The sequence below is a fragment of the Sinorhizobium sp. NFACC03 genome (genome assembly GCF_900103435.1).
GTDB lineage: Bacteria > Pseudomonadota > Alphaproteobacteria > Rhizobiales > Rhizobiaceae > Ensifer.
Genome location: NZ_FMXF01000008.1, coordinates 166,259 through 188,682, shown reverse-complemented (window position 1 = coordinate 188,682; position 22,424 = coordinate 166,259). Strand labels below are relative to the sequence as shown.

Below are 22,424 nucleotides of genomic sequence, written 5' to 3'. Positions count from 1 at the left end.
GGCAGTCGACGTCGACCGAGCGGGATGCGCCATGAACGACCAACAGATACGCGATATCGTGCTCTGGCTTTCCGAACAGGGCCTGAAAGGCCTGGAAGAGCCGGAGTTGTTTGCCGGCTTCTGCGAGCAATGCCGCGCAGCCGGCCTGGATCTGGCCCGCGCGCTTGGGCTGATCGATACATTGCATCCGGAATTTGAGGGCCGCGCCTTCCAGTGGAACGACGAGAGCGAGGTCACGCCCGAAGTCATCCAGTACGGCTCGACGACCACCGGCGAAGCGCTGCTGAACTGGCAGAACTCGATCTTCTACCACATGCTTCGCGACCGAGCGGCAGAGCGCCGCATCCGGCTCTCAGCCGATGAAGGCACCACCTACAACATAATCGACAAGCTGAAGGATGAAGGTCACACCGACTGCATCAGCATGATTCACCATTTCACCGACCAGGGCCGTGTCGGCGAGATGGACTGTTTCTATTCCTATTGGACGACGCGACGCGAAAGCGGTTTCAGTGACGATGATGTCGCCGCACTGAGAATCCTGCTGCCGACCCTTGCGCTGGCCGTGAAGGCCGGCTCATGCGTGCGCATCATCAGCACGCTCGCAGACGTCTATCTCGGCGCCGACGCCGGTCAGCGCGTCGTCAAGGGCAGCATTGCCCGCGGCTCGGCGGAACGTATCGAAACGGTCATGTGGTTCTCGGATCTGCGCGGCTACACGCGCATCTCGGACACCGCCGCCCCCGACGAGATCATCCCGCTCCTCAACGACTATTCGGGCACGGTAATCACCGCCGTTCACGACCACGGCGGCAGCGTGCTGAAGCTCATCGGCGACGGCGTGCTTGCGATATTCAACGCCGACGATCCGGCAATCGCCTGCGCCAACGCGATTGCGGCGGAACGGCAGCTGCGCCGCATGCTGGCCGAGCTCAACGCACGCCGGCAAGAGGAGGGCAAGCCGACGACCGACGTCTATCTCGGCCTCCATATCGGCGAGGTCTTCTACGGCAATATCGGCAGCCAGACGCGGCTTGATTTCACCGTCGTCGGCCCCGCCGTCAACGAAGTGAGCCGCATTTCGTCGATGTGCCGTTCGGTGGAGCGGCACATGATCATGTCCTCTGATTTCGTCGAGGCCTGCCCGCCGGAACATCAGGTTCATGCGGTGTCGCTGGGTCGTTTCGCGCTGCGCGGCATCGCCCGGGCAAAGGAACTGTTCACCTGGGATCCGGAGCTGCCGGTGAATTGAAAAGGCGCCGTTACTGGCTCATCGCGCCCTGAGAGACGCGCGAGAGGTGGCGGTGCTGCAGTTCGGCCTGAACCTCACCCTGGAAGTCCATCACCTGCCGGCGCACTTCGTCTTCCGAGCAGCCGCAGGCAAAAAGTTCGTCGGCAAGGGCGCGGCACCGGCGGCGCCAGAATTGCAGCGCTTCGGCGCCATGCAGGTCTTCGAGCTCGGCGGCAGCGGTGCGGATGGCGGTCAATCTCCTCGCCACTGGAAACGGAACGATCGTACCTACGTCGGATTCCGTGGCTTTCACTGATTGATTGCCTGCCATCGTCTCATTCGCCCCCTGGAACTTCGTGCGTTGACGCGAACGCTTGAAGACGCCCTACGCTTGTCGATATCGAGCACCTCAGATGCCTCCGATGTCCCCAATCGAAGGCGAAGCACTCTGGTGATTCCTGTTCTACGAAGCTTATGGTTAACGTTTCCTTCCTGCCGACGCCGCCAAGTGCGGATTGATCCTCTGCGAGACGGAAGATGTCGACCCCGTCAAACACACGACACGGTTTTCGGCTTTTCTGGGTTGGTTTCCGGCACAAAACATGACATTGGAAATCATATTTCTGCTGACCCTCGGTCGCCGCCCCCCAGTGAGTGCACCTGCATGTTGAAGCGTTTCTTCGCGTTTTACCGCCCCTATCGCGGCCTGTTCATTCTCGACTTCTCCTGCGCCGTATTGTCCGGCCTGCTCGAACTCGGTTTCCCGATCGCGGTGAAGCTGTTCGTCGACCAGCTTTTGCCGAGCCAGCAATGGACGCTGATCCTCCTGTCCTCGGCCGGCCTTCTGCTGGTCTATCTGCTCAACACCGGCCTGATGGCGACAGTTACCTATTGGGGTCACATGCTCGGCATCAACATCGAGACGGACATGCGGCGGATGGCCTTCGACCATCTGCAGAAGCTCTCCTTCTCGTTCTTCGACAACCAGAAGACCGGCCATTTGGTCGGACGCCTGACGAAGGACCTCGAGGAAATCGGCGAAGTCGCCCACCACGGGCCGGAGGACCTGTTCATAGCGATCATGACCTTCATCGGCGCTCTGTTGCTGATGCTGATGGTGCATTGGCAGCTAGCGCTGATCACGGCCGCCGTGGTGCCGATGACCGCCTGGGTCACCAGCCGCTATGGTGGGCGGATGACCCGAAACTTCCGCAGCCTCTATGGCCGTGTCGGCGACTTCAACGCCCGCATCGAGGAGAATGTCGGCGGCATGCGGGTGGTGCAGGCCTTCGCCAACGAAGCCCATGAGCGCAGCCTGTTCGAGACCGACAACCAGAACTATCGCCGCACCAAGCTCGAAGCCTATCGCATCATGGCCGCGAGCACGTCGCTCAGCTACATGAGCATGCGGCTGACGCAGCTGATCGTCATGATCACCGGCTGCTACTTCGTGCTGACGGGCGAACTGACGAATGGCGGCTTCGTCAGCTTCCTGCTGCTGGTCGGCGTGTTCTTCCGCCCGGTCGAGAAGATCAATTCCGTCATCGAGACCTACCCCAAGGGCATTGCCGGCTTCAAACGCTTCCTCGAACTCATGGAAACCGAACCCGATATCGAGGACCGGCCGGGTGCTGCCGACGTCTCCGGCCTGAAGGGCGACATCACCTATCGCGGCGTCTCGTTCGGCTATAGCGCCGAGAAGCCGATCATCCAGAACATCGACCTGACGATCCATGCCGGCGAGACGATCGCCTTCGTCGGCCCCTCGGGCGCCGGCAAGACGACGATCTGCTCGCTGCTGCCGCGCTTCTACGAGGTCAGCGAGGGTTCGATCACCGTCGACGGTATCGACATCCGTGGCATCACGCTCTCGTCGCTGCGCGGCCAGATCGGCATCGTGCAGCAGGATGTCTTCCTCTTTGCCGGCAGCATCCGCGACAACATCGCCTATGGGCGGCTTGGCGCGAGTGAAGCGGACATCCTGGATGCCGCGCGGCGCGCCAAGCTCGACGGCATGATCCAGGCATTGCCGGACGGCATGGACACGGTGATCGGCGAGCGCGGCGTCAAGCTTTCCGGCGGGCAGAAGCAGAGGCTGGCGATTGCCCGCATGTTCCTGAAGAACCCGGCGATCCTCATCCTCGACGAGGCGACCTCAGCGCTCGACACCGAAACGGAAAGGGCGATCCAGCAGTCGCTGGCCGAACTTTCCAAGGGCAGGACGACGCTGATCATCGCGCATCGGCTGGCAACGATCCGCGATGCGGACCGCATCGTCGTCGTCGACGGCAGCGGCATTCGCGAACAGGGGCGGCATGAAACGCTGCTCGCCGCCAAGGGCGCCTATAGCCGCCTCTATCACGCCCAGGCAGGCGCCGGCTGACAAAGCCGCGGAGCTGCAGGCATTGCATGCGGAAGGAGGGGGCGATACGAACGGAACACAACGTCCCCTACCCTGCGTCCCATAGACCTTCAGCGCCATGAACACTCCTGATCTTTCCGTCCTTGAACGTGCCCTCGCAGCCTTGCCGCAGCACTACCCCGGACCGGGCGGCGTTGCCGGTGTGGTCAGAGATGGCAAGGTCCTCTTTCGCCACGCCTGGGGCTATGCCGGCCTGACGGCCCGCAAGCCGATGACGATGGCGACGCGGATACCGATCTGCTCGATCACCAAGCATCTGACCTGCGCCGTTCTGCTGGATACGGTCGGCGATCCCGAGAAGCTCGATCGGGCGCTCGACGTCTATCTCCCCTTGCTCGAAGGCAAGCGCCCGACCGCTGCCCATCTCTGTCACAACCAGTCCGGACTTCGCGACTACTGGGCATTGACGGTGCTGCAGGGCGCCAGCCACGACGGCGTCTTCCGCCGCGAGGATGCACGCCCGCTGCTCTCCAAGGCGCGCTCGACACACTTCGAGCCCGGCACTCGCTATTCCTATTCCAATGGCAATTTCCGCATTCTCGCCGATCTCATCGAGGAGCATACCGGCCGCTCGATGGCGGAACTCTATCAGCGCTCCGTCTTTGGCCCCGCGGCCATGCAGACCGCCGCCCTGACACCGGATACGAGCCTGCCGCCGGACGGCGTCGTCGGTTACGAGGGCAACGAGACAACAGGCTATTTCGAGGCGCTGAACCGCATCTACTGGGCCGGTGACGCCGGTGTTTCCGCCTCGCTCGACGATATGCTTGCCTGGGAGTGTTTTATCGACAGGACGCGTGACGATGCGGACGGGCTCTACCGGCGCCTTTCTGCACCGCAGACCTATGCCGATGGCCGCCCGGCACCCTACGGCTTCGGCCTCGCACACGAGACGATCGGCGATGCCGTCATCAGCGGCCATGGCGGTGCGCTTCGCGGTTTTCGCTGCCGCAGGCTCTACGCGCCGGCCGAGCGCCTCTCTGTCGTGGTGATGTTCAATCACGAAGGCGATGCCCATGCGGCGGCGGTCGCGCTGATGAAGATCGCCCTCGGCCACGAGGATACCGAGACCACATCCGGAAGCTGGGACGCCAAGGGCACCGGCAACTATCTGGATGCCGAAACGGGCCTCGCCCTTGTCACCAGGCCCAGCGGATCGTCCCGCGTCGAACTGCAGTTTGCTACCTCTCCCGAAACGCTTTCCGTCAGCGCCGACGGCAGCGCCGGTTCGGCCGCAGTGACCCTGACAGCACAAGGCGCCTCGCTTCGCATGGAGCGGCCTCGCGAAAATCTGACGGTGAGCGCTGACCGCGTTTCCGGCACGGCACTTCCCGATATCGCCGGTCGCTATCACTCAGTTGAACTCGACGCCCATCTCGACATCGCTTCCACCAATGGTGTCTTCTACGGTGGCTTCGACGGTTCGCTCGGGACCGGCGCGATGCACGCCATGCGACCGCTGGCCGAAGACGTCTGGCTTCTTCGCTGCAAGCGCTCGATGGATGCACCGGCACCGGGAGACTGGACCGTGCTTGTCCGACGCGACCAGCAAGGCAACGTGGCCGGCCTCACCATCGGCTGCTGGCTCGCCCGACGGATCGACTACACGAAGATCGGCTGACGCCGCGGTCGAAGCGACCGGATATTTTAAACAGGGGTACGGCAGCGGGCCGCACACGACCAGGAACCGGAAGATCACAGCGTGAAGCAGAAGCGACCGACAGCCGCTCGAGAAACCGGACGCCACGCCGGGGCCGATGCCGGCAAGCGCGTGACGGTTGCCCGCGCACTTTCCAAGCTCGGCTATTGTTCGCGCACGCAGGCCGAAAAGCTCGTGCTCGAAGGGCGCGTCAGCGTCGGCGGACGCAAGATCACGGACCTTTCACACTGGGTCGCCGTCGACAAGGATCGCATCACGGTCGACGGCAAGCCGGTGCTTGCCGAAAAGAAGATCTATCTGATGCTGAACAAACCGCGTGGACTGGTCACGACCCGCCACGACCCGGAAGGCCGGCCGACCGTGTTCGATTGCCTGAGGGATATAGACACCTCTTTCCTGTCCCCGGTCGGTCGCCTCGACAAGGCGAGCGAAGGACTTCTGCTCTTCACCAACGACACGGTACTCGCCCAGCGCCTGCTTGATCCTGAAACTCATCTCGGCAAGGTCTACCACGTGCAGATCGCCGGGCAGATCGGTGACGACCAACTCAAGCAGATGGTTGCCGGCATCGAGGAAGGCGGCGAAACCTTGCACGCAGCGCGGGCCGTCCAGCTCAGGGGCGGCGACAAGAACACGTGGATCGAAGTCGAGCTGGAAGAGGGGCGCAACCGCCAGATCCGCCGCATGCTCGATGCGCTCGGCTTCGAGGTGTTGCGCCTGCTGCGGGTTTCAATCGGGACGATCGCTCTTGGCGATTTGCCGAAGGGGACGAGCCGCAGCCTGACCCCTGAGGAAATCGCCTATCTGAGGCGACGCACGGGTCTTTGACGGCAGACGACAGACCTCAGTTTCCAAAACGGGCCCTTGCCACACGCATTATCTCCGCAAAACGCGGCAGTGAACGCAGGCTGTCCAGGTCGTTGTCGTTTTCCATCCATACCAACAATTCGGGGCTCATCTTCGGCGTGATACGCTCAAGCGCGTCCAGGGCCGCTTCGGCGTCACCACTGATCGCCCAGGCACAAACCAGATTTGCCTGCAGCTGGATATTGTCGGGCTCAAGCAGACTGGCGCGCGATGCCCATTCGTTGGCCCTCTCGCGATCGCCAAGGAGGGCGAGGATGCCGGCGCCATGCCCGATCGCACCGCTGTGATCCGGCTCAGCAGCGACGATGCGCTCGATCCGGGCCAAGGCACGGCGACAGGCCTCAAGTGCCGCCTGCGCGTCGCCCTTGCCCTGGTAACATTGAATAGCCATGGCGGCGGCGTTGTAGTCCGCGGGGGCCAGCGCCGCGGCCCGCTCAAAGTGGCGTATGGCGTCGTCATAGCGACGCCGCATGATGAAGGTTCGACCGGCGGCGAGATTGGTGGCGTAGTCGTCGGGCTCGAGCTGCAGGGCAATAGCACATTGCCCCTCCGCCTCCTCGAACTGTCCTCGATATAGAAATAGCAGCGCCTTTGCGGCATGGGCGCTGGCGAGACCGGAATCGAGTTCGAGGGCGCGGTCGATTTCCAGCTCGCCTGTTTCCCCACCTCCGACGCTGCGCCGCAGCCGGTTGAGCGTTTCGCCAAGAAGGGCCCAAGCCCGTGCATTGCCGGGCTCCAGCTCGGTCACGCGACGGCAGAGCCGGATGATCAGCGGCAGATGTCGCTCGGAACCGGTGATGTTGTATTCGCGCGCCAGGAGAAACAGCTTGTAGGCTTCCGGATCGGTCGGCGCTTTGCGCTCCAATGCCTGGCGCTCCGCAGGTAGGAGCTGAAGCCGGAGCGCCTCGACGACGGCACTTGCCAGGTCTGACTGCAGCCGCAACACGTCCTTGATCTCTCGGTCGAAGCGCTCGGCCCAGACGGTCGCCTCGTTTGCGCCATCGATCAGCTGCGCAGCCAGTCGCATTCGGTCACCGGCCTTACGCACGCTGCCTTCGAGGATGTAGGCGACGTTCAGCTGGTGTGCGACGATCCGCGCACTCTGCGCCTTCATGCCGAAGGAGGTCGCCCGCGAAATGACCGAGAGCGGCGAAAGCTTGCTGAGGTCGATGATGATGTCTTCGGTAACGCCGGCACTGAAATAGTCCTGCTCCGGATCGCCGCTCATATTGGTGAAGGGCAGGACACAGATGCCGATCCGTTCGCGCTTGCCACCGGTCTCTGGCGGCCCGCCAGGGTGGATGGCGAAGGCGCGGACGGCGCGCTCGATGTTCTTGAGCGACATCGGCCCGAGGTCTTCCAGGGCAAGGCTCAGCTTTCTGGCGACGTGCTCGCGGACAGCTTCGGAGAGGATGATCCCACCGGGCTCGGCGAGAGCTTGCAGCCGTGCGGCGATGTTGACCCCTTCCCCATAGAGATCACCATCTTCGGCGATCACATCACCCAGGTTGAGCCCCATGCGAAAGCGGAGTGAAGGGTCGGTTGCCGCGGCCACGCTCTGAAGCGCCATTGCGCATAGGGTCGCATCGACCGCACTCGCAAACTCGATCAGGGCGCCGTCACCCATCAGCTTGACGATCCGGCCATGGTGCCGCACCAGCGTCGGATCGAATGCCGCAAAGGCCGCCTTGACGCGGGCAAGCGTACCGGCCTCGTCGCGTCCCATCAGCTTGCTATAGCCGGCGATATCGATACAGAGAACAGCGGCCAGTTTGCGCATCCAACCATTCCCATGGGCGAGCGCTCACTGTGAAGCTTTAGCCTCCCCGAGGTCAGTCCAACACACCCAGGCATAAGAAACAAGCGAAGACACCTGATCGCCCCTGAACTCAAGGGCGCGGTACCACGCCGCCCTTGATGGGTGGAAATCCACCCACACGATTGGCCGCATGTTTCCAAATCCACCCAAATCAGCGCCCGCGCCCGACAAATACGCGCCGTCACCCCGCTAACCCGTTGTCTGCTCTACGATTGCGTTTGCAAATGGGGGCACCCAGGACCGGCGCGGGAGGAAACCTTGCCGGCTGGCCGATATTTCATCCGGGAGGAAGAGATGAAGACCCTGAATGCCCTGCTCGGCGCTGTTGCCGCCCTGTCGCTTTTCGCCGTTTCCGCCAATGCGCAAACCTATCCCGAACGCTCGATCACCATGGTCGTGCCGTTCTCGGCCGGTGGCCCTACGGATACCGTCGCGCGTCTTGTGGCTGAATCCATGTCCAAGGATCTCGGTCAGCAGATCATCGTCGAGAACGTCGGCGGCGCCGGCGGGACGCTTGGCGCCGGCCGCGTCGCCCAGGCCGATCCGGATGGCTACACCGTGCTTCTGCATCATATCGGCATGGCGACCAGCGCCACGCTCTACCGCAAGCTTGCCTATGATACGCTGAACTCCTTCGAATATGTCGGCCTCGTTACCGAAGTGCCGATGACCATCGTCGCCCGCAAGGATCTGGAGCCGGCCGACCTCAAGGGTCTCGTCGAGTACGTCAAGGCGAACAAGGACACCGTCACCGTCGCCAATGCCGGTATCGGCGCCGCCTCGCATCTCTGCGGCATGATGTTCATGAGCGCCATCGAGACACCGCTGACGACCGTGCCTTATAAGGGCACCGGCCCGGCCATGACCGATCTTCTCGGCGGCCAGGTCGACATCATGTGCGACCAGACCACCAACACCACGAAGCAGATCCAGGGCGGCACGATCAAGGCCTATGCGGTCACCTCACCGGAACGCCTCAAGGTCTTCCCCGATCTGCCGACGACCGCCGAAGGCGGCCTACCGAACCTTCAGGTCGGCATCTGGCACGGTATCTACGCCCCGAAGGGCACGCCCGCCGAAGTGACCGAACGCCTGTCGAAATCGCTGCAGGTCGCGCTCAAGGATCCGAACGTCGTCGCCCGCTTCGGCGAACTCGGCACCGAACCCTCCTCCGACGCCGATGCGACCCCGGCCGCGCTGAAGGCAAAGCTTGAGAGCGAAATCGCCCGCTGGAAGCCGGTGATCGAAGCAGCCGGCCAGTACGCCGACTGATCCATGGCTCGTCGCGCCGCGTCCCGGTTCACCCCGGAGCGCGGCGCCTCTGGCATTGGGGAAGCTGCGACGGTGCCCGGAGAGGGGTCAAATGCCGTCAACCGCTGTTGACAGCTGTCAACGTGCGTCGCCCAATGCGCGAACCCGGCGTGACGCCGGCAATGCCAATGCGGGAGGCGGTCAGGAAAGCCTCGGCCGGCTGCCCCGCTCAGAACATATGGGGACACGATGAAATCACTCTCCTTCGACACCACCAATGCGCTCTGCGGCGGGATATTGACAGCGGTCGGGCTGTTCTTCACCTGGCAGGCCTTCAATCTCGAGCTTGGCACCGCCTTTCGCATGGGCCCCGGCTACTTCCCGCTGGTGCTCGCGATCATCCTGACGCTGCTCGGCATCGTGATCCTCGTGCAGTCCACCCGCGTCCAAGGCGAGCCCATCGGCCCGATCGCGCTGCGCGGCATGGCCTTCATCCTGCCGGCACCCATCTTCTTCGGCCTGACAGTCCGTGGCCTCGGCTTCGTGCCGGCGCTGTTCTTCACCGCGCTGATCGCCTGCTTCGCATCGGGCCGGATGAAACCGCTCATGGCGCTGGCGCTTTCACTGGCGCTGACCGCCTTCTCGGTCGCGGTGTTCAGCTATGGCCTCGGCCTGCCCTTCCAGCGCTTCGGCCCCTGGGTCCAGTTTTAGGAGACGCGCGATGGAACTCTTCAGCAATCTTGCGCTCGGTTTCGCAACCGCGGCCTCCCCTGCCAATCTGCTCTTCTGCCTGATCGGCGTTTTGCTCGGCACCTTGATCGGCGTGCTTCCGGGCATTGGCGCCACGGCGACCATCGCCATGCTGCTGCCGATCACCTTCCAGCTCGAACCGGTCTCGTCGCTGATCATGCTCGCCGGCATCTACTACGGCGCCCAATATGGCGGCTCTACCACCGCCATCCTGATCAACATGCCAGGCGAATCCTCCTCGGCGGTTACCGCGATCGACGGCCACCAGATGGCCCGCAAAGGCCGTGCTGGTGCGGCACTCGCCATTGCAGCGCTCGGCTCATTCTTCGCCGGCACCGTTTCGACGTTCCTCGTCGCAGTCTTCGCGCCGCCGTTGACCGAGATCGCTCTGAAATTCGGCGCGGCCGAATATTTCTCGCTGATGATCGTCGGCCTCGTCTCATCGATCGCGCTCGCCCATGGATCGATCACCAAGGCTTTGGCCATGGTGGCGCTGGGCCTGCTGCTTGGGTTGGTCGGCACCGACATCTATTCCGGCACGCCGCGTTTCACGCTTGGCATCCGGGAGTATGCTGACGGGCTGAACTTCGTCGCGCTCGCCGTCGGTGTCTTCGGCATCGCCGAAATCCTGCGCAACCTCGAAAGCGAACGCACACGCGAAGTGCTGATGGCCAAGGTCACCGACCTGATGCCGACGCGGGATGACTTCAAGCGCATGTTCGGACCGGTCGTGCGCGGCACCATCATCGGCTCGGCGCTCGGCATTCTGCCCGGCGGCGGCGCGATCCTTGCTGCTTTCGCCTCCTATACGGTGGAAAAGCGCGTCTCGGACCGTCCTGAAGAGTTCGGCCATGGCGCCATCGCCGGCGTCGCCGGTCCGGAAAGCGCCAACAATGCCGGTGCGCAGACCTCGTTCATCCCGCTGCTCACCCTTGGCATTCCGGCCAACCCGGTCATGGCACTGATGATCGGAGCGATGATCATCCAGGGGATCGTGCCCGGTCCGAACGTGGCGTCCGAGCAACCCGCGCTCTTCTGGGGCATTATCGCCTCGATGTGGATCGGCAACCTGATGCTGGTGGTTCTCAACCTGCCGTTGATCGGGCTCTGGGTGAAACTGCTCAAGATCCCCTATTACGTGCTGTTCCCGATCATCATGGCGTTCTGCTCGATCGGCGTCTACAGCGTCAACGCGAACGTCTATGACCTCTATGCCGTCGCCTTCTTCGGCCTCGTCGGTTACCTGCTGTTGAAGCTGCGCTGCGAACCGGCGCCGCTGCTGCTCGGCTTCGTGCTCGGGCCGCTGCTTGAGGAGAACCTTCGCCGCGCCATGATCCTGTCGCGCGGCGATGCGACGACCTTCGTCACCCGACCGATCAGCGCGATCCTGCTTCTGATCGCCGCATTGGTGCTCATCGTCGTATTCCTGCCGAGCGTGAAGGCCAAGCGGCAGCAGGTCTTTGTCGAGGAGGATTGATCACTGCCAGCCATTTTCTCGACAATAGTTATATAAATCAATATCTTAAGACGCCGCGCCTCCAACCGGACGCGCGGCGTTCCCTTGACTGCGGCATTCTGCCCCTGCGCGGTTTGCCACATTGAGCTTTGTCAAGCCGCTCGCCTATCTCTCACTCATCGAAGAAAGAGACGAGGACGAAGCCGAGCAATGACACGCCGCACGAAATCAAGATGGGACAAGACCCTGCGCACCCTGTGCGCCGTGGCTCTTTTCCTGCTGGGTTTCGCCCATCTCGGCCTTGCCTTCGCCGCCCCAATCTCGCCAGCCGATTACGCGCTCTACGCGCTTCCCGACGGATCACTGCCGGATTTCTGTCAAACCCGCATTGACGCCGACGGGAAGGAAAAGCCGGCGCAGAAACATGTCTGCAGTGCCTGCCGGTTCTTCTGGGCGCTGCTAACGCCACCGGATGACACCGTCGGCGAGCGCCTGCAAGGTAGCCTTGCGCCCACGGCTGCGGTGACCGCCGTACAGCCGCCAACACAGGTTCATTCGCCGAACTCCAGTCCGCGCGGACCGCCCCAAAACATCATCTGGCTTTGAAACCGCGTTGACAGCTGTCAACGCCCTCCTTCGATGTCGGATGGCAGCGAGGCGTCGTGCCTCCTTGTTATCCGCAATGCGGACATATCCCATGCCCGAAACCCAATCCACAGTCGCGCCCTCCGCGGCCCCTCCCCTTGCGTCCTTGGGCAGACCGCCGCGTCTTCCCGCCCGCAGCCGTGTGGTCGGTGAAAACTTCACACTGCTTTTTGAAGGTGGCCGCAACCGCTCGCTCTTTCGCGTGCTCGACGGTTGTATCGTCCTCTCTCAACTGCTTGACGACGGCCGCAGGCAAATCACCGATGTGCTCGGTCCCGGCCGGCTTTTCGGTTTCACAATCGATGGACGCAACACCGCCACGGCGGAAACCTTGAGCATCGCGCGTATCGAATCCCTGGGCGATGCCGAACTTCACGCAACCAATCCGGCTGTTGCCAGCGAGTTGAAGACGACGCTGCATCGGCTGCAGACGCATGCCACCCTGCTTGGTCGCAAGACCGCGAGCGAGAAGGTGGCAAGTGCCTTGGTCGAGCTGTCGCGTCTGTTCAATCGCAGCGGCGTCCCTGCCCGACTGAGCTTCCACCTGCGTCTCACCCGGGCAGATCTTGCCGACTGGCTCGGCCTTACCGTCGAGACCGTCAGCCGCTGTCTCAATCGCTTCAAGCGCGAAGGCCTGATCGATTTCAGCCATCCGAAGACCATGCGCGTGCTCGATCCCGAACGCCTCGAAGCCGCAGCGGGCCTCACCCGCCAGCGGCCGGCCCGCAGCGCCCATCCCCAGAACTGAAGATCTCCGAACAGTCCATCCCCACCCGGACTGCCCCAGAAAAGGAAGAACAATGATTGCCAGACTTGTCTACAACGTGCCGGTGTTCGGCTGGATGCTGAGGGAAGCCATGCAGGGATCGCAGACGGCAAAAGTCCTGTTTGTGATCAACTGCGCATTAATCTGGCTGCTCGCGATCGTCGCCTTCGGCTACCCGGCGATCATCATTCCGGCGTTGGTTCTTGTACCAGTCGTTTTCGTGCTCCTGATCCTGATCACAATGGGCTAATGCTAAAGCCTACCGCGCTGAAGTGCACAGCGGTTTTGCGATAACGACATGCGAAATACCAAAAGCTTAAAGCGCAAGGAGCTAATCTGAACGATCGCGACGCGCTCTAGGTCCTCCCTTGGGCGCCCAGCGCATGGGCTAAAGCACACCCCAGCCGCGGTAGCGTCCGCGGCCGGTCATTTCGCGGATGCCAAGTTCCCGCACGAGGTTCAACGCACCACGCGGCGTCACGCCGACATGCTGCGCGACGAGCGTGGCTGAAACGATCGGTCGCGACAGCACCAACTCGATCAGCGCCGGCAGGCTGCTGTTGGAGCGCCGATCGCGGATGCGCATCTCCATCTGGGTCTTGGCCAGCGAAAGGCGGTCGAGTTCCTTGAGACCCAGATCCGCGGTCACCGTCATCGCTTCCAAGAAAGCGCTCCATCGTGTCACTGGATCTTGCGAGCGCCGTCGTTCGTGACGGACGAGCTTTTGTCCGGCGTTGAAGGAGAGGAGATGCGAGGTAACCTTGCCGCGTGATCTCAGATAGGCGCCAACGAGCAGTGAACCCATCCAGTGTTGGCGGCGCAGCGGCTCGATCCGCTCCCAGGCATCGAAGAGCAGCGCGGCGCCAAGGCTGGCCGGCAACTGATCCACTGTCGCGACCACCTGGCGCCATTCGTCGATACGTGCGTCTTCGTCCCATTCCTCGTCAAAGAGCAGGCCCAGCTGTCCCATGGGCTCCTGTGCGGTCACACGTGCCGCGCGCTCAGCGACTTCGAGTGTATCCTTGTCGTGCGCTTCCAGCAGCTGCTGTGACCGAGCGATCGCCGCATCGATGGCCGCGAACTCGGCAGCCATCGGATTGCCGTCCTCCTCGTCGTCCGCCTCAAGATGACGGTCATTGCCAGTGGCACTCGATTGCAGCTCCAGCCCTGTGTCCGCAGGCGTACCGCCGGCATTCACCGGTGCAAGCTGTTCGCCTCGAAGGGCGGCGAGACCCTGAGGCGAAAGCGCCCATGCGGGTTCGGCCAGCCAGATGCGCCGCCGCGCGCGTATAACCGAATGGGCAATCGTCAATTCATGCGTCGGGGCACGCGCGTCCATATGGGCATCATGCAACACGAGATCCTCGACATGGACGAGTTCACCGGCAACCCATAGGGCAGCCGCAGCGTCGAAGAAGTGGCCACGCTCGCGGAAGCCGTCTTCGACCGCATGGCGGTTTGTTCGCTCGTCCAGTCGCGCCAAACCATCTTCTGCCGAAATCAGCAGTGGAAGCAGTGTCGGATGATAGGGATCGGGGATCTGGTATCGCATTTCAAACTAAGAGTGCCAGTGTCGAAATGGAACGTAACACGATATTCATTTCCGTCACAGATGCGCGGTATCGCAAGGCAATTTGAAAGAGCGCACCGGCGTTGCGCCGGTATAGCGTAGCCTCCGCGATGGACTTGCTCAATCGTTCGCCGATTGGAGCTTGCACGACAAGGCCTCGAACTCTGGTGGCAATTACCGTCGGCTTGCATTGGGCTAAGCGCATCGACTGTTGACAGCTGTCAACGCGCTACGAAGCGATGAGCCGGAAACTCCATCTGGAGAAATCCGCGGAACACTTCAAATGGTTCTCTCGGGAATGATCAAACGATCATCCAGTTCTCCGGGGCAGGGCGGGGCCAGAGGTTTGCCGGGTTGGCTATCGCTTCCATGATCGTCTGCGCTGCCCGCTCCGGCGTTTCTGTGTTTGAAACCACCCGCCCGAGCTTATGCAGGCTCTGCTCGATCGCCTCGTACCAGCGCACGACAGCATGCCCCATCCGTTCGCGCCCGACACGGTTCGCTTCCCGATCAATGACACGATCGATTGGCGCCCAAAGCGTGAAGACAGAGACCGGCGTTTCATGAGGGAGCCCGCTGCAAAACAGATCAAACTCTCGGCGTCGTCAAATACATAATCGAAGCAGATCCTGGTGGCACCAATGGCCAGATAGGCAGCGGCGAGTGCAGCGCAAGCCATGTATGTCGAACCGGGTCCCAGGGAATTTCGAACATCTTCCGGGGCGAAGTGGCGCAAAGCGTCGCCCGCGATGTTGATCGCACCGGGATGGCTCCGCGCCAGAACCCGACTTACCGTCGTCTTGCCAACGCCGGCCGGCCCGTTGATAACCACGATATGAGACCTTGGCCAAGTCCCTCGGCTGATTCGTGCCCCAACATTGTTGCCGGAAGTGGAGTGCGGGACCAAGGGCTGAACTCAGCACTCCATCTTGAGAGCAGGCGGCTACATCGCTCTTTTATCCACGGAGATTGCTGGCTGAATTTCTGGCAGTCCTCGTTCCCGTCCGCCTCGAATTGCTCTTTGCCCTCACGTCCAGCCCGCTCCGTTGACAGCTGTCAACATGAGTCGCGCGCACGACGAAGCTCAAGGTCCCGGCGCCCTTCGAGCCCCACTAACGTTCGAAACCTAACCAGTGGAGGCGTCTTCGCAGGCAGCTGTTTCCAATCGTAGAGAGCCATCGGTAAAACCCGCGCTAGCGGATCATCCGGCCATTCCCAAAGCCGTCCGGGCGACGGAAGCAAACGCCCCTTTTCTTTCCAAAAGGGACAAAAACAACAATGTTATCGAGGAGATGGCGGGAGACTCAAATTGAATCCTGAGCACTACAATATCCCAAAGATATCAACGAATCCCTGCACGCCCAGTTTCCCGCATTTGGTTGCCTTATACAAGCTCGCTTCGATCGGCGAGAGAAGTAACGGCTACATCAGAACATCGCACTCAGCTGCCTTCAATTGGCTGTCCTCCATTCATCCAACGACCGAAGCCTGGGCGCGTAGCCGTGCCGACAGCATCGCCGAGACAGCGAAGGATTGGCTCTTCGCGCGGCGCGTCAGGTCACGCAGATAGGCGCCGGCGGAATGAATGTGCTCAGCCCGCTCCAGAAGGCACGCAAGCACGGTGGCGGTCGTTTCCGGCCCGAGAGTGGCGCAGGCATCGTTGTAGGCGTCAGGGCTGATCCCAAGCATGTTTTTGACGACTGTGGCGGCTGTCAGGAGATCGCGCCAGTTGTCGATACGACCGGATGGGCCGTAGTCGCGGATTTGCGGGCAGGCCTTCAATACGAGTGGCAGCGGCGCAGCACGGTTGAGGGGAGGGGTTACCGGGGGATGCGAACGACGTTCCGGCGGCAGCGAAGCTTCGATATTTGCAGATAGACCACTCGCATTTTGGCCGACCGGCAGCACTTCCGTCGAAGCTTTGCGCGAAAATTCCACCCCAAGTCTTTCATCAGCCGGTTCAGATTCAGAAAGATAATCGGATTCTGAATTCTGTATGTGCCGCTCATTTTGGCGTTCATTGGCAGCCGTATTTTGTGTTTTCAGTAGATTTTCCAGACGATTAGTCAGCTCGTCTTGCAGCAGGGCAAGAACAGGGAGGAGGCGCTCGATTTCGACGATGGAGGGCTTGCGCGGGAGGGACATAGAGACGGCCTGGCAGCGCGCTTCGGCCTCTTCAGCGTAGGCGATATCAGATGGGCGCAACAGATCGACCAGCTTTGCAACGTCACGGCGGCAGAGGCTCATGCGTTCGCGCATCATCTGAAGATAACGCCGGTCGGCTTCCAGACGAGCAGCCTCAGCTTCGAACTCGGCCGAGCGAGAAAGCAACGGTGCAAGGTCGAAGCCGAATGCCTGGCCGATCGCTCCCTTGCGGTCACGGCGTGCATAACGCTTACCGTTGGGGCTGTCGCGGCGGAGAATGAGGCCAGCCTCGACCAGGGTGGCGAGATGCCGCCGGAGCGTCGTCTCGGCCATACCGTGCGTTCTCAGAGAAAGCTGAGCGTTGGAGGGAAACACGACGAGACCGTCGGCTGCCTCGAGTTCCGTCTTCGGGTAGAACGACAGCAATGCGTTCAAGACGGCAAGAGAGCGATCGGAAACGCCAAGGCTCGACTTGGCGGCGCAGATCGTTCGAAACAATTTCCATTTGTCGACCTTGCCTTCGTCGACGGCCGAAGCGCTGGAAAGTTGGTGTGCCAACATCCCAAGCGACATCGCCCGCCGCCCAAAGGGCGTCGTGACAATCCCACAATCCATTTGTCTTCACCTTTTTCAAGGCAAAAGAAATTCGTTCGCCGAAACGACGTTGAAAACTCTTGACACCGATTCGCGGAAATGGGATTCTCTAGTTGCTACACGAGAGAAGGGTTTCCGCAGCGCTAGTCGTTCGGGAGCCTTTTTCTTTTGCTCTGTTTAGTCTCCTGTTTCCTCTTGGTATTCGAGGTACAGAGATTTGAGCCTCTGCCTCACGAAATCTGCAAAGCCCGGGGCCTTCTTCCTGCTGAAGGACAGCGTCGTTTCGCCATCCGTTTCACGGATCCGGACCGGGGTTGTATCGTCTGGCGCCACCCACGAGATGGCTCTGGCGCGCGCCTTGGAGGCGCTCAGGACGGAGCAAAGCGCATCAAAACGCTGATCGCTCCCGACCGCCTGAAATTGTTTGTCTTTGACAAAGACGTCTGCAGCTTCGCCCCTTCCGTCTTGATCGAGCAGCTCGGCGAGCTCGAACCAACGACGCCGACCGATCGTCGGTGCCGGCCCAATCGCCTCGATCAGGGCGGTCGGTAGCCGACGAACGACGGAAATCATCTTCGAAAGTGCCGCCTTGTCGACGCCAAGCGAGGACATGATGATCTCGCGGGAGAAGCCACGATCCTCAAGGCGCTTGGCGAAGAGTGATCGCTCGATGAAGGACAGATCCGTGCGAGTGTTGTTCTCCTGCCCCTGAGAGACGACCAACTGTTCGTCGCTGAGATCGCGGACAACCGCGCGGACCTTGCTGCCAAGCTCGCGTGCAGCTGCCAATCGACGATGACCGTAGGCAACCTGGTAGCGCCCTTCGGCATCCGGATGCGGACGCACGAGGATCGGAACCTGTTGTCCGTGCTCGCGAATCTGTTCTGCGAGAGCGGATTGTGCATCTGCTCCGATCTCGAGACGATCGACGACGAAAGAGGCGTCGATGAGCGCAGGGTCGAGATCGACGATCGTCAGTCCTTCGGCAAGCTGGCGCTCCAATTCCTGAGCGCGCTCAACTTTCTGGGTGATATTCGACAGGGACCGAGTAATGCCGCCGACGGCGCTTACTGGCCGCGTCCCGACACTCAGGCCGGCGATCGGCCGGGCTGTTGCCAGGCGTTCCAGAGCCGTTTCAGCGTCGTTTCTGGCCGTATCGTCCGTAATTCCAATCAGATTCTTACGGGCCATGGATTACTTCCTCCCCCAAACCTGACGGATCAGTTCTTCGATCTCGCCATTGACCTGGTTCAGCGAATCCATGGCGCGGTCGTATGTGCCGCGGACGAATTGCGAGCGTTCGACTTCGTAAAGTGTCTGCTTCGTCACGCCGGCATCGGAGATAGCCGTCGACTTCACCATCGCGTTCTGCAGCATGCGGTTGCCGAAAATGGCGCGCATAAAGCCGGTCATCTGGCTCTGCGGACCGTCATTCGGCTCGAAACGCGTGCCGAGATAGCGCATCCAGTCGTAACTTGTGCGACCTCCGGCCTTCTCGACGACACTCATCAGCTCACTCGTCATCGACAGGAACTGCGACATCGACATGACGTCGAGCATCTGCGGATGCACGGTGATGAGAACGGACGTCGCGGCACAGAGCGCCGACATGGTCAGGAAGCCGAGTTGCGGCGGGCAGTCGATGACGACGATATCGTAGAAACTTTCGATTTCCGCCAATACGTCGCCGATGCGCGCGAAGAAGAGGGTTTCGGCGGCGCCACCTACCATCATTGCCTTCGGCGTCTCATGCTCGAACTCCATGAGCTCGAGATTGCCGGGAATGAGGTGAAGGTTGGCCGTATAGGTCGACCGGACGATGTCCGCGATCGGACGCGGCTCGTCGTAGCGGATCGCCCCGTAAAGCGTTTCGCCCTCACCAACGTCCAATTCCGGCTGGTGGCCGAAGAGGGCGGAGAGCGAAGCCTGTGGATCAAGGTCGATCGCGAGCGTCCGATAGCCGCGGAGGGCCAGATATTGGGCAAGGTGGGCAGATGTCGTCGTCTTCGCCGACCCGCCCTTGAAATTCATGACCGATATGACTTGAAGCTTCTCGTCGCCCCGGCGATGCGGGACGTATTTCCCGGATTTTCCGCCTTCATCGAGAACGCGGCGGATGCGCTCGATGTCCTCAATGGCGTACATGCGCCGACCGTTTGACAAGGGCGCCGGGCCGTGGCCCTCTGAGGCAACCTGTCTCAGATAGCCTTCGCCGATTCCGATAAAGGCGGCGGCTTCGGCAGGGCTGAAGAGGCGCATTGCCTTTTGGGCTTGCGGAGGGAAGATCTTCTTTTGATGCTGCTGCAGCTGATGCGCCAGTTCCAAAGCATCGGCAGCCAGAAGCGTCGGCAGATGCTCCTGTTCGTCGTGACCTTGAATTTTCTGTTGCAACATTGGGTTCCCCGAAAACTGCGCAAAAATCGTCATATCGGAACAATATGCGCAGATGCACTATGCTCCGATTCGGTTCGGTTTTACAAATGCATAGCGATCTATACCCAGGGCGCTGATTTGGCGGCGAATGAACCCGGGATCGCTGCCGGTTGTCCGCGGACAACTGCGACTTCGTGGTGAAGGTTGCCACGGCTCGGCGGGCCATTTCCCGGCCGAGACGAGAAATTCTAAAAGAGTATAGAATTTATAGACTATTGACAGGCGAGCGGATTGTGTCACGATTGTGTTTATCAGAGACGTGACGCGAAGGTTCGCTATGTTCTATCTTGGTGGAATGACCCTCGGCTATCTGGCGCCGCCGCCGCCGAAGGCGACACGGCAGCCACGCGTGGAGGTAGGGACAGCTCCGGTTGAAAAGGCGGACTGCGATGAGTCTGACCGCAATCAGGAATGGGCGCGTGCGTTCCTGACGCCCTGGCATCTCCTTTATTGATCATCAGGCGGCGAGGTGTTTGCCGCTGCAGCTGTTGACACCTGTCAACAGTCAACACAGGTGTATCGCGGCCTCCGCCGCCATGGTGGAAAAGCGCGAAACAGCGAGAGAAGGGCTGTTTCACCGCCGGGAAATGATTAAGTTCGGTGTCATGGACACCAAGCAAGACCGAACCGTTTCGAACGATCAGCCCGACGATAGCCAAGGACAGCCCTTGTCGTTGCATCAGCGTATCCTCGGGGATGTGGAAGGACGCATCCTCTCTGGGGAGTGGCCGCCGGGTCACCGCATTCCATTCGAGCACGAGCTGACTGAACAGTATGACTGCTCGCGAATGACCGTGAACAAGGCGCTGACCGAATTGGTCAAGCGCGGATTGATCGAGCGGCGCCGCAAGTCGGGCAGCTACGTCACCTTTCCGCAGGTGCAGTCGGCCGTCATGGAAATCCATGACGTCAAACTCGAAGTCCAATCTCTGGGGCTCGACTATAGTTTTCAATTGGACGAGCGAAAGGTTCGCAAGGTGGAGAGCCGGGACGTCGAACGCCTGGATCTTCCGACATCGGCCAGACTGCTGGATGTCACGTGCCGGCATTTTGCCGGTGGGCGTCCCTTTTGCTTCGAAGAACGCCTCATCAGCCTAGCGGCGGTGCCCGAGGCGGAGGCGGAATTGTTTGAGACCGCGGCACCCGGTTCGTGGCTGCTAGGCAAGGTGCCGTGGAGTACGGCCGAACACCGTATTCGCGCGGTTGCGGCGAACAAACTGGCGGCGCAGGCGCTCGATATTTCGACCGGCACCGCCTGCCTGGTCATCGAACGCCGCACCTGGAGCGGTCGTGCGCCGGTCACGCATGTGCGGCTGACCTATCCCGGCGATCGCCACGAACTCGTCGCTCAGTTCGCGCCGAGTCCGATCGGATAGCCGGCTAACTCTCCGCAACCGGCTGGCAACATGCCAGTTGTCCGCGGACAACTGGCTATTCTCCAACCACGCGCAAGACAGGGGCCGGGCCGTTACCGGAAAAGGCGAAGACCTCGATCGGCTCGCCAATGCCCCTGACGGGATAGGAGCCGAGATGCTCCATGCTGGATGCGCAACCGGCCAGTTCGACGAAGGCCCGCGACAGAAGCACCGGCCGCTTCGTTTCCTTGGTCAGGCTCTCCAACCGCGAGGCGATGTTGACCGCGGGACCGATCACCGTAAAGTCCAGCCGACGGCGCGAGCCGATATTGCCGTACATCACGTCGCCTACATGGACGCCGATCCCGTAGCCAAGGGGCTCACGGCCTTTTTCGAGGTTGTCCTTGTTGAGGAGAGCGATCGCCGCTTCCGCCTCACGGATCGCCTGCAGCAGGTTTTCGGCAGCATTCGCATTGCTGAGCGGGAAGATCGCCAGTAGCCCATCACCCATGAACTTGAGGATCTCGCCGCCGTATCGCTCGATCGGCTCCGACATGGCGTCGAAATAGCCGTTGAGCAGATCGATCACGTCGTCGCGCGGCCACAGGTCGGAGAGTTTCGTGAAGTCGCGCAGGTCGCAGATCAAAATGGCGGCACCAACGGTAACGCCACTGCCGCGCGTCGTGGCGCCGGCGAGGATCTGTTCACTGGCATGCGGGCCGACATAGGTTTCGAGCAACGTGCGCACGAACCGGTTTTTCAGCCGGATTTCGCTGACGAGGGCCAAGGCGGGTAGAAGATCCGAGAGAAGGCCGACGTGCTCGTCCTCGAAGCCGCCCTCTCGGTCGGTGGTGAAGGTCACGACATGGCGTTTGCCCAGCGTGTGTTCGAGCGGCCACGCAATGTACTCGGTCAGGCCCTCGGCCTTCAAGTCGGCATAAAGCGAGTTTTGAGACTGCTCTTCCGTCAGGGCTTCCAGGTTCGTGCGAACCTCGGTGCCGCCGTTGTTGATCACATAGAGCGGGCTATTGAGGTAGAGTGCGGTGTTTTGGGTCCCATAGTCATAGAGATCGATTTCGGCCTCGGCCAAGCCCTTGCGCCACAGAATGCGAGCACCCAGCCACTGCGGATGGTTGATCCGAAAATGCAACGTTGCGCGTGCAACCGGGACGCCGACCGCCTGTAGCCGTTCGCACATTTCCACGAGGATATTGTCGATGAACCGCTCGTTGCGGGTTTCGATGATCAGCCAGTCGAGCACGCTCCGGCGCCGGGCCGGCCAGCTTTCTCCTTCGATCGAAGGGGAGGGGGCCTGCGAAGACATCTGCATTTGCAATTCTCCATGCTGGTCGAACGCTCAGCCGTTCCTCCGGCGAACGTTCGCGATGTATCGCTGCAAATGTGGAGCATCGGCGGCGCCTTGATAAGGGGGAAGCCGAAAGCTTTTGAGAAAAGGCGGT

Annotated in this window: 19 protein-coding genes; 11 read left to right on the top strand and 8 right to left on the bottom strand. The window is 61.4% G+C overall.

Annotated elements, in window-relative coordinates; translation table 11 throughout:
• The first annotated feature begins 31 nt into the window (after nt 1-31).
• Entirely contained in the window at nt 32-1,252 is a 1,221-nt protein-coding gene (locus tag BLU35_RS13735) for an adenylate/guanylate cyclase domain-containing protein (protein ID WP_093233430.1), read from the top strand.
• A gap of 10 nt (nt 1,253-1,262) precedes the next feature.
• On the opposite strand, the gene BLU35_RS13730 is transcribed toward BLU35_RS13735, so the two are convergent.
• Nucleotides 1,263-1,562 carry a DUF6074 family protein gene (locus BLU35_RS13730; RefSeq protein ID WP_093233429.1) on the bottom strand — a complete coding sequence of 100 codons (300 nt, stop codon included), beginning with the start codon at nt 1,560-1,562 and terminating at the stop codon, nt 1,263-1,265.
• A 333-nt stretch (nt 1,563-1,895) separates the two neighbouring features.
• On the opposite strand from BLU35_RS13730, the gene BLU35_RS13725 reads away from it, so the two are divergent.
• From BLU35_RS13725 to BLU35_RS13715, 3 genes are all read left to right on the top strand, one after another.
• Entirely contained in the window at nt 1,896-3,614 is a 1,719-nt protein-coding gene (locus BLU35_RS13725; RefSeq protein WP_093233428.1) for an ABC transporter ATP-binding protein, read from the top strand.
• A 97-nt stretch (nt 3,615-3,711) separates the two neighbouring features.
• A complete protein-coding gene (locus tag BLU35_RS13720; protein ID WP_093233427.1) occupies nt 3,712-5,274 on the top strand; it encodes a D-aminopeptidase in 1,563 nt (520 codons plus the stop codon).
• Between the two features lie 81 nt (nt 5,275-5,355).
• Nucleotides 5,356-6,141: a pseudouridine synthase gene (locus BLU35_RS13715; protein WP_093233426.1), complete on the top strand. Its 786-nt coding sequence runs from the start codon at nt 5,356-5,358 to the stop codon at nt 6,139-6,141.
• 16 nt (nt 6,142-6,157) lie between these two features.
• On the opposite strand, the gene BLU35_RS13710 is transcribed toward BLU35_RS13715, so the two are convergent.
• Nucleotides 6,158-7,960, bottom strand: a complete 1,803-nt coding sequence (locus BLU35_RS13710) for a TPR end-of-group domain-containing protein (RefSeq protein ID WP_093233425.1) — start codon at nt 7,958-7,960, stop codon at nt 6,158-6,160.
• Between the two features lie 333 nt (nt 7,961-8,293).
• Here BLU35_RS13710 and BLU35_RS13705 point away from each other — a divergent pair, with 333 nt between their 5' ends.
• From BLU35_RS13705 to BLU35_RS13680, 6 genes are all read left to right on the top strand, one after another.
• Nucleotides 8,294-9,271 carry a tripartite tricarboxylate transporter substrate-binding protein gene (locus BLU35_RS13705; protein WP_058322685.1) on the top strand — a complete coding sequence of 326 codons (978 nt, stop codon included), beginning with the start codon at nt 8,294-8,296 and terminating at the stop codon, nt 9,269-9,271.
• Nucleotides 9,272-9,499: 228 nt separating this feature from the next.
• Complete coding sequence (locus BLU35_RS13700; RefSeq protein WP_058322686.1) at nt 9,500-9,961, top strand: tripartite tricarboxylate transporter TctB family protein; 462 nt, start codon at nt 9,500-9,502, stop codon at nt 9,959-9,961.
• Nucleotides 9,962-9,971: 10 nt separating this feature from the next.
• The gene (locus BLU35_RS13695) at nt 9,972-11,477 is read left to right on the top strand and encodes a tripartite tricarboxylate transporter permease (protein ID WP_093233424.1); all 1,506 of its coding nucleotides are present in this window, start codon (nt 9,972-9,974) and stop codon (nt 11,475-11,477) included.
• A gap of 189 nt (nt 11,478-11,666) precedes the next feature.
• Nucleotides 11,667-12,062, top strand: coding sequence for a hypothetical protein (locus BLU35_RS13690; protein ID WP_093233423.1), 396 nt, complete (start codon nt 11,667-11,669; stop codon nt 12,060-12,062).
• Nucleotides 12,063-12,153: 91 nt separating this feature from the next.
• Nucleotides 12,154-12,849, top strand: coding sequence for a Crp/Fnr family transcriptional regulator (locus BLU35_RS13685; RefSeq protein WP_176907243.1), 696 nt, complete (start codon nt 12,154-12,156; stop codon nt 12,847-12,849).
• Between the two features lie 52 nt (nt 12,850-12,901).
• On the top strand, nt 12,902-13,117 hold the full coding sequence (locus BLU35_RS13680; protein WP_093233421.1) for a hypothetical protein: 216 nt from the start codon (nt 12,902-12,904) through the stop codon (nt 13,115-13,117).
• A gap of 138 nt (nt 13,118-13,255) precedes the next feature.
• Here the strand turns inward: BLU35_RS13680 and BLU35_RS13675 are convergent, their stop codons facing one another.
• The 5 genes from BLU35_RS13675 to repA form a co-directional block, all read right to left on the bottom strand.
• Nucleotides 13,256-14,419 (bottom strand): RHE_PE00001 family protein, encoded by a 1,164-nt coding sequence (locus tag BLU35_RS13675; RefSeq protein WP_093233420.1) that lies wholly within the window; start codon nt 14,417-14,419, stop codon nt 13,256-13,258.
• A 320-nt stretch (nt 14,420-14,739) separates the two neighbouring features.
• The gene (locus tag BLU35_RS35620) at nt 14,740-14,916 is read right to left on the bottom strand and encodes a hypothetical protein (protein ID WP_158539432.1); all 177 of its coding nucleotides are present in this window, start codon (nt 14,914-14,916) and stop codon (nt 14,740-14,742) included.
• Nucleotides 14,917-15,907: 991 nt separating this feature from the next.
• Nucleotides 15,908-17,197, bottom strand: coding sequence for a plasmid replication protein RepC (repC, locus tag BLU35_RS13670; RefSeq protein ID WP_093233419.1), 1,290 nt, complete (start codon nt 17,195-17,197; stop codon nt 15,908-15,910).
• Between the two features lie 156 nt (nt 17,198-17,353).
• On the bottom strand, nt 17,354-18,367 hold the full coding sequence (gene repB / locus BLU35_RS13665; RefSeq protein WP_093233418.1) for a plasmid partitioning protein RepB: 1,014 nt from the start codon (nt 18,365-18,367) through the stop codon (nt 17,354-17,356).
• Nucleotides 18,368-18,370: 3 nt separating this feature from the next.
• The gene (gene repA, locus BLU35_RS13660; RefSeq protein WP_373419892.1) at nt 18,371-19,567 is read right to left on the bottom strand and encodes a plasmid partitioning protein RepA; all 1,197 of its coding nucleotides are present in this window, start codon (nt 19,565-19,567) and stop codon (nt 18,371-18,373) included.
• Between the two features lie 647 nt (nt 19,568-20,214).
• Between repA and hutC the strand changes: the two genes are divergently transcribed.
• Nucleotides 20,215-20,985, top strand: a complete 771-nt coding sequence (gene hutC / locus BLU35_RS13655) for a histidine utilization transcriptional repressor HutC (protein ID WP_176907249.1) — start codon at nt 20,215-20,217, stop codon at nt 20,983-20,985.
• Nucleotides 20,986-21,040: 55 nt separating this feature from the next.
• On the opposite strand, the gene BLU35_RS13650 is transcribed toward hutC, so the two are convergent.
• Entirely contained in the window at nt 21,041-22,294 is a 1,254-nt protein-coding gene (locus tag BLU35_RS13650) for an adenylate/guanylate cyclase domain-containing protein (RefSeq protein WP_058327615.1), read from the bottom strand.
• Nucleotides 22,295-22,424 lie beyond the last annotated feature (130 nt).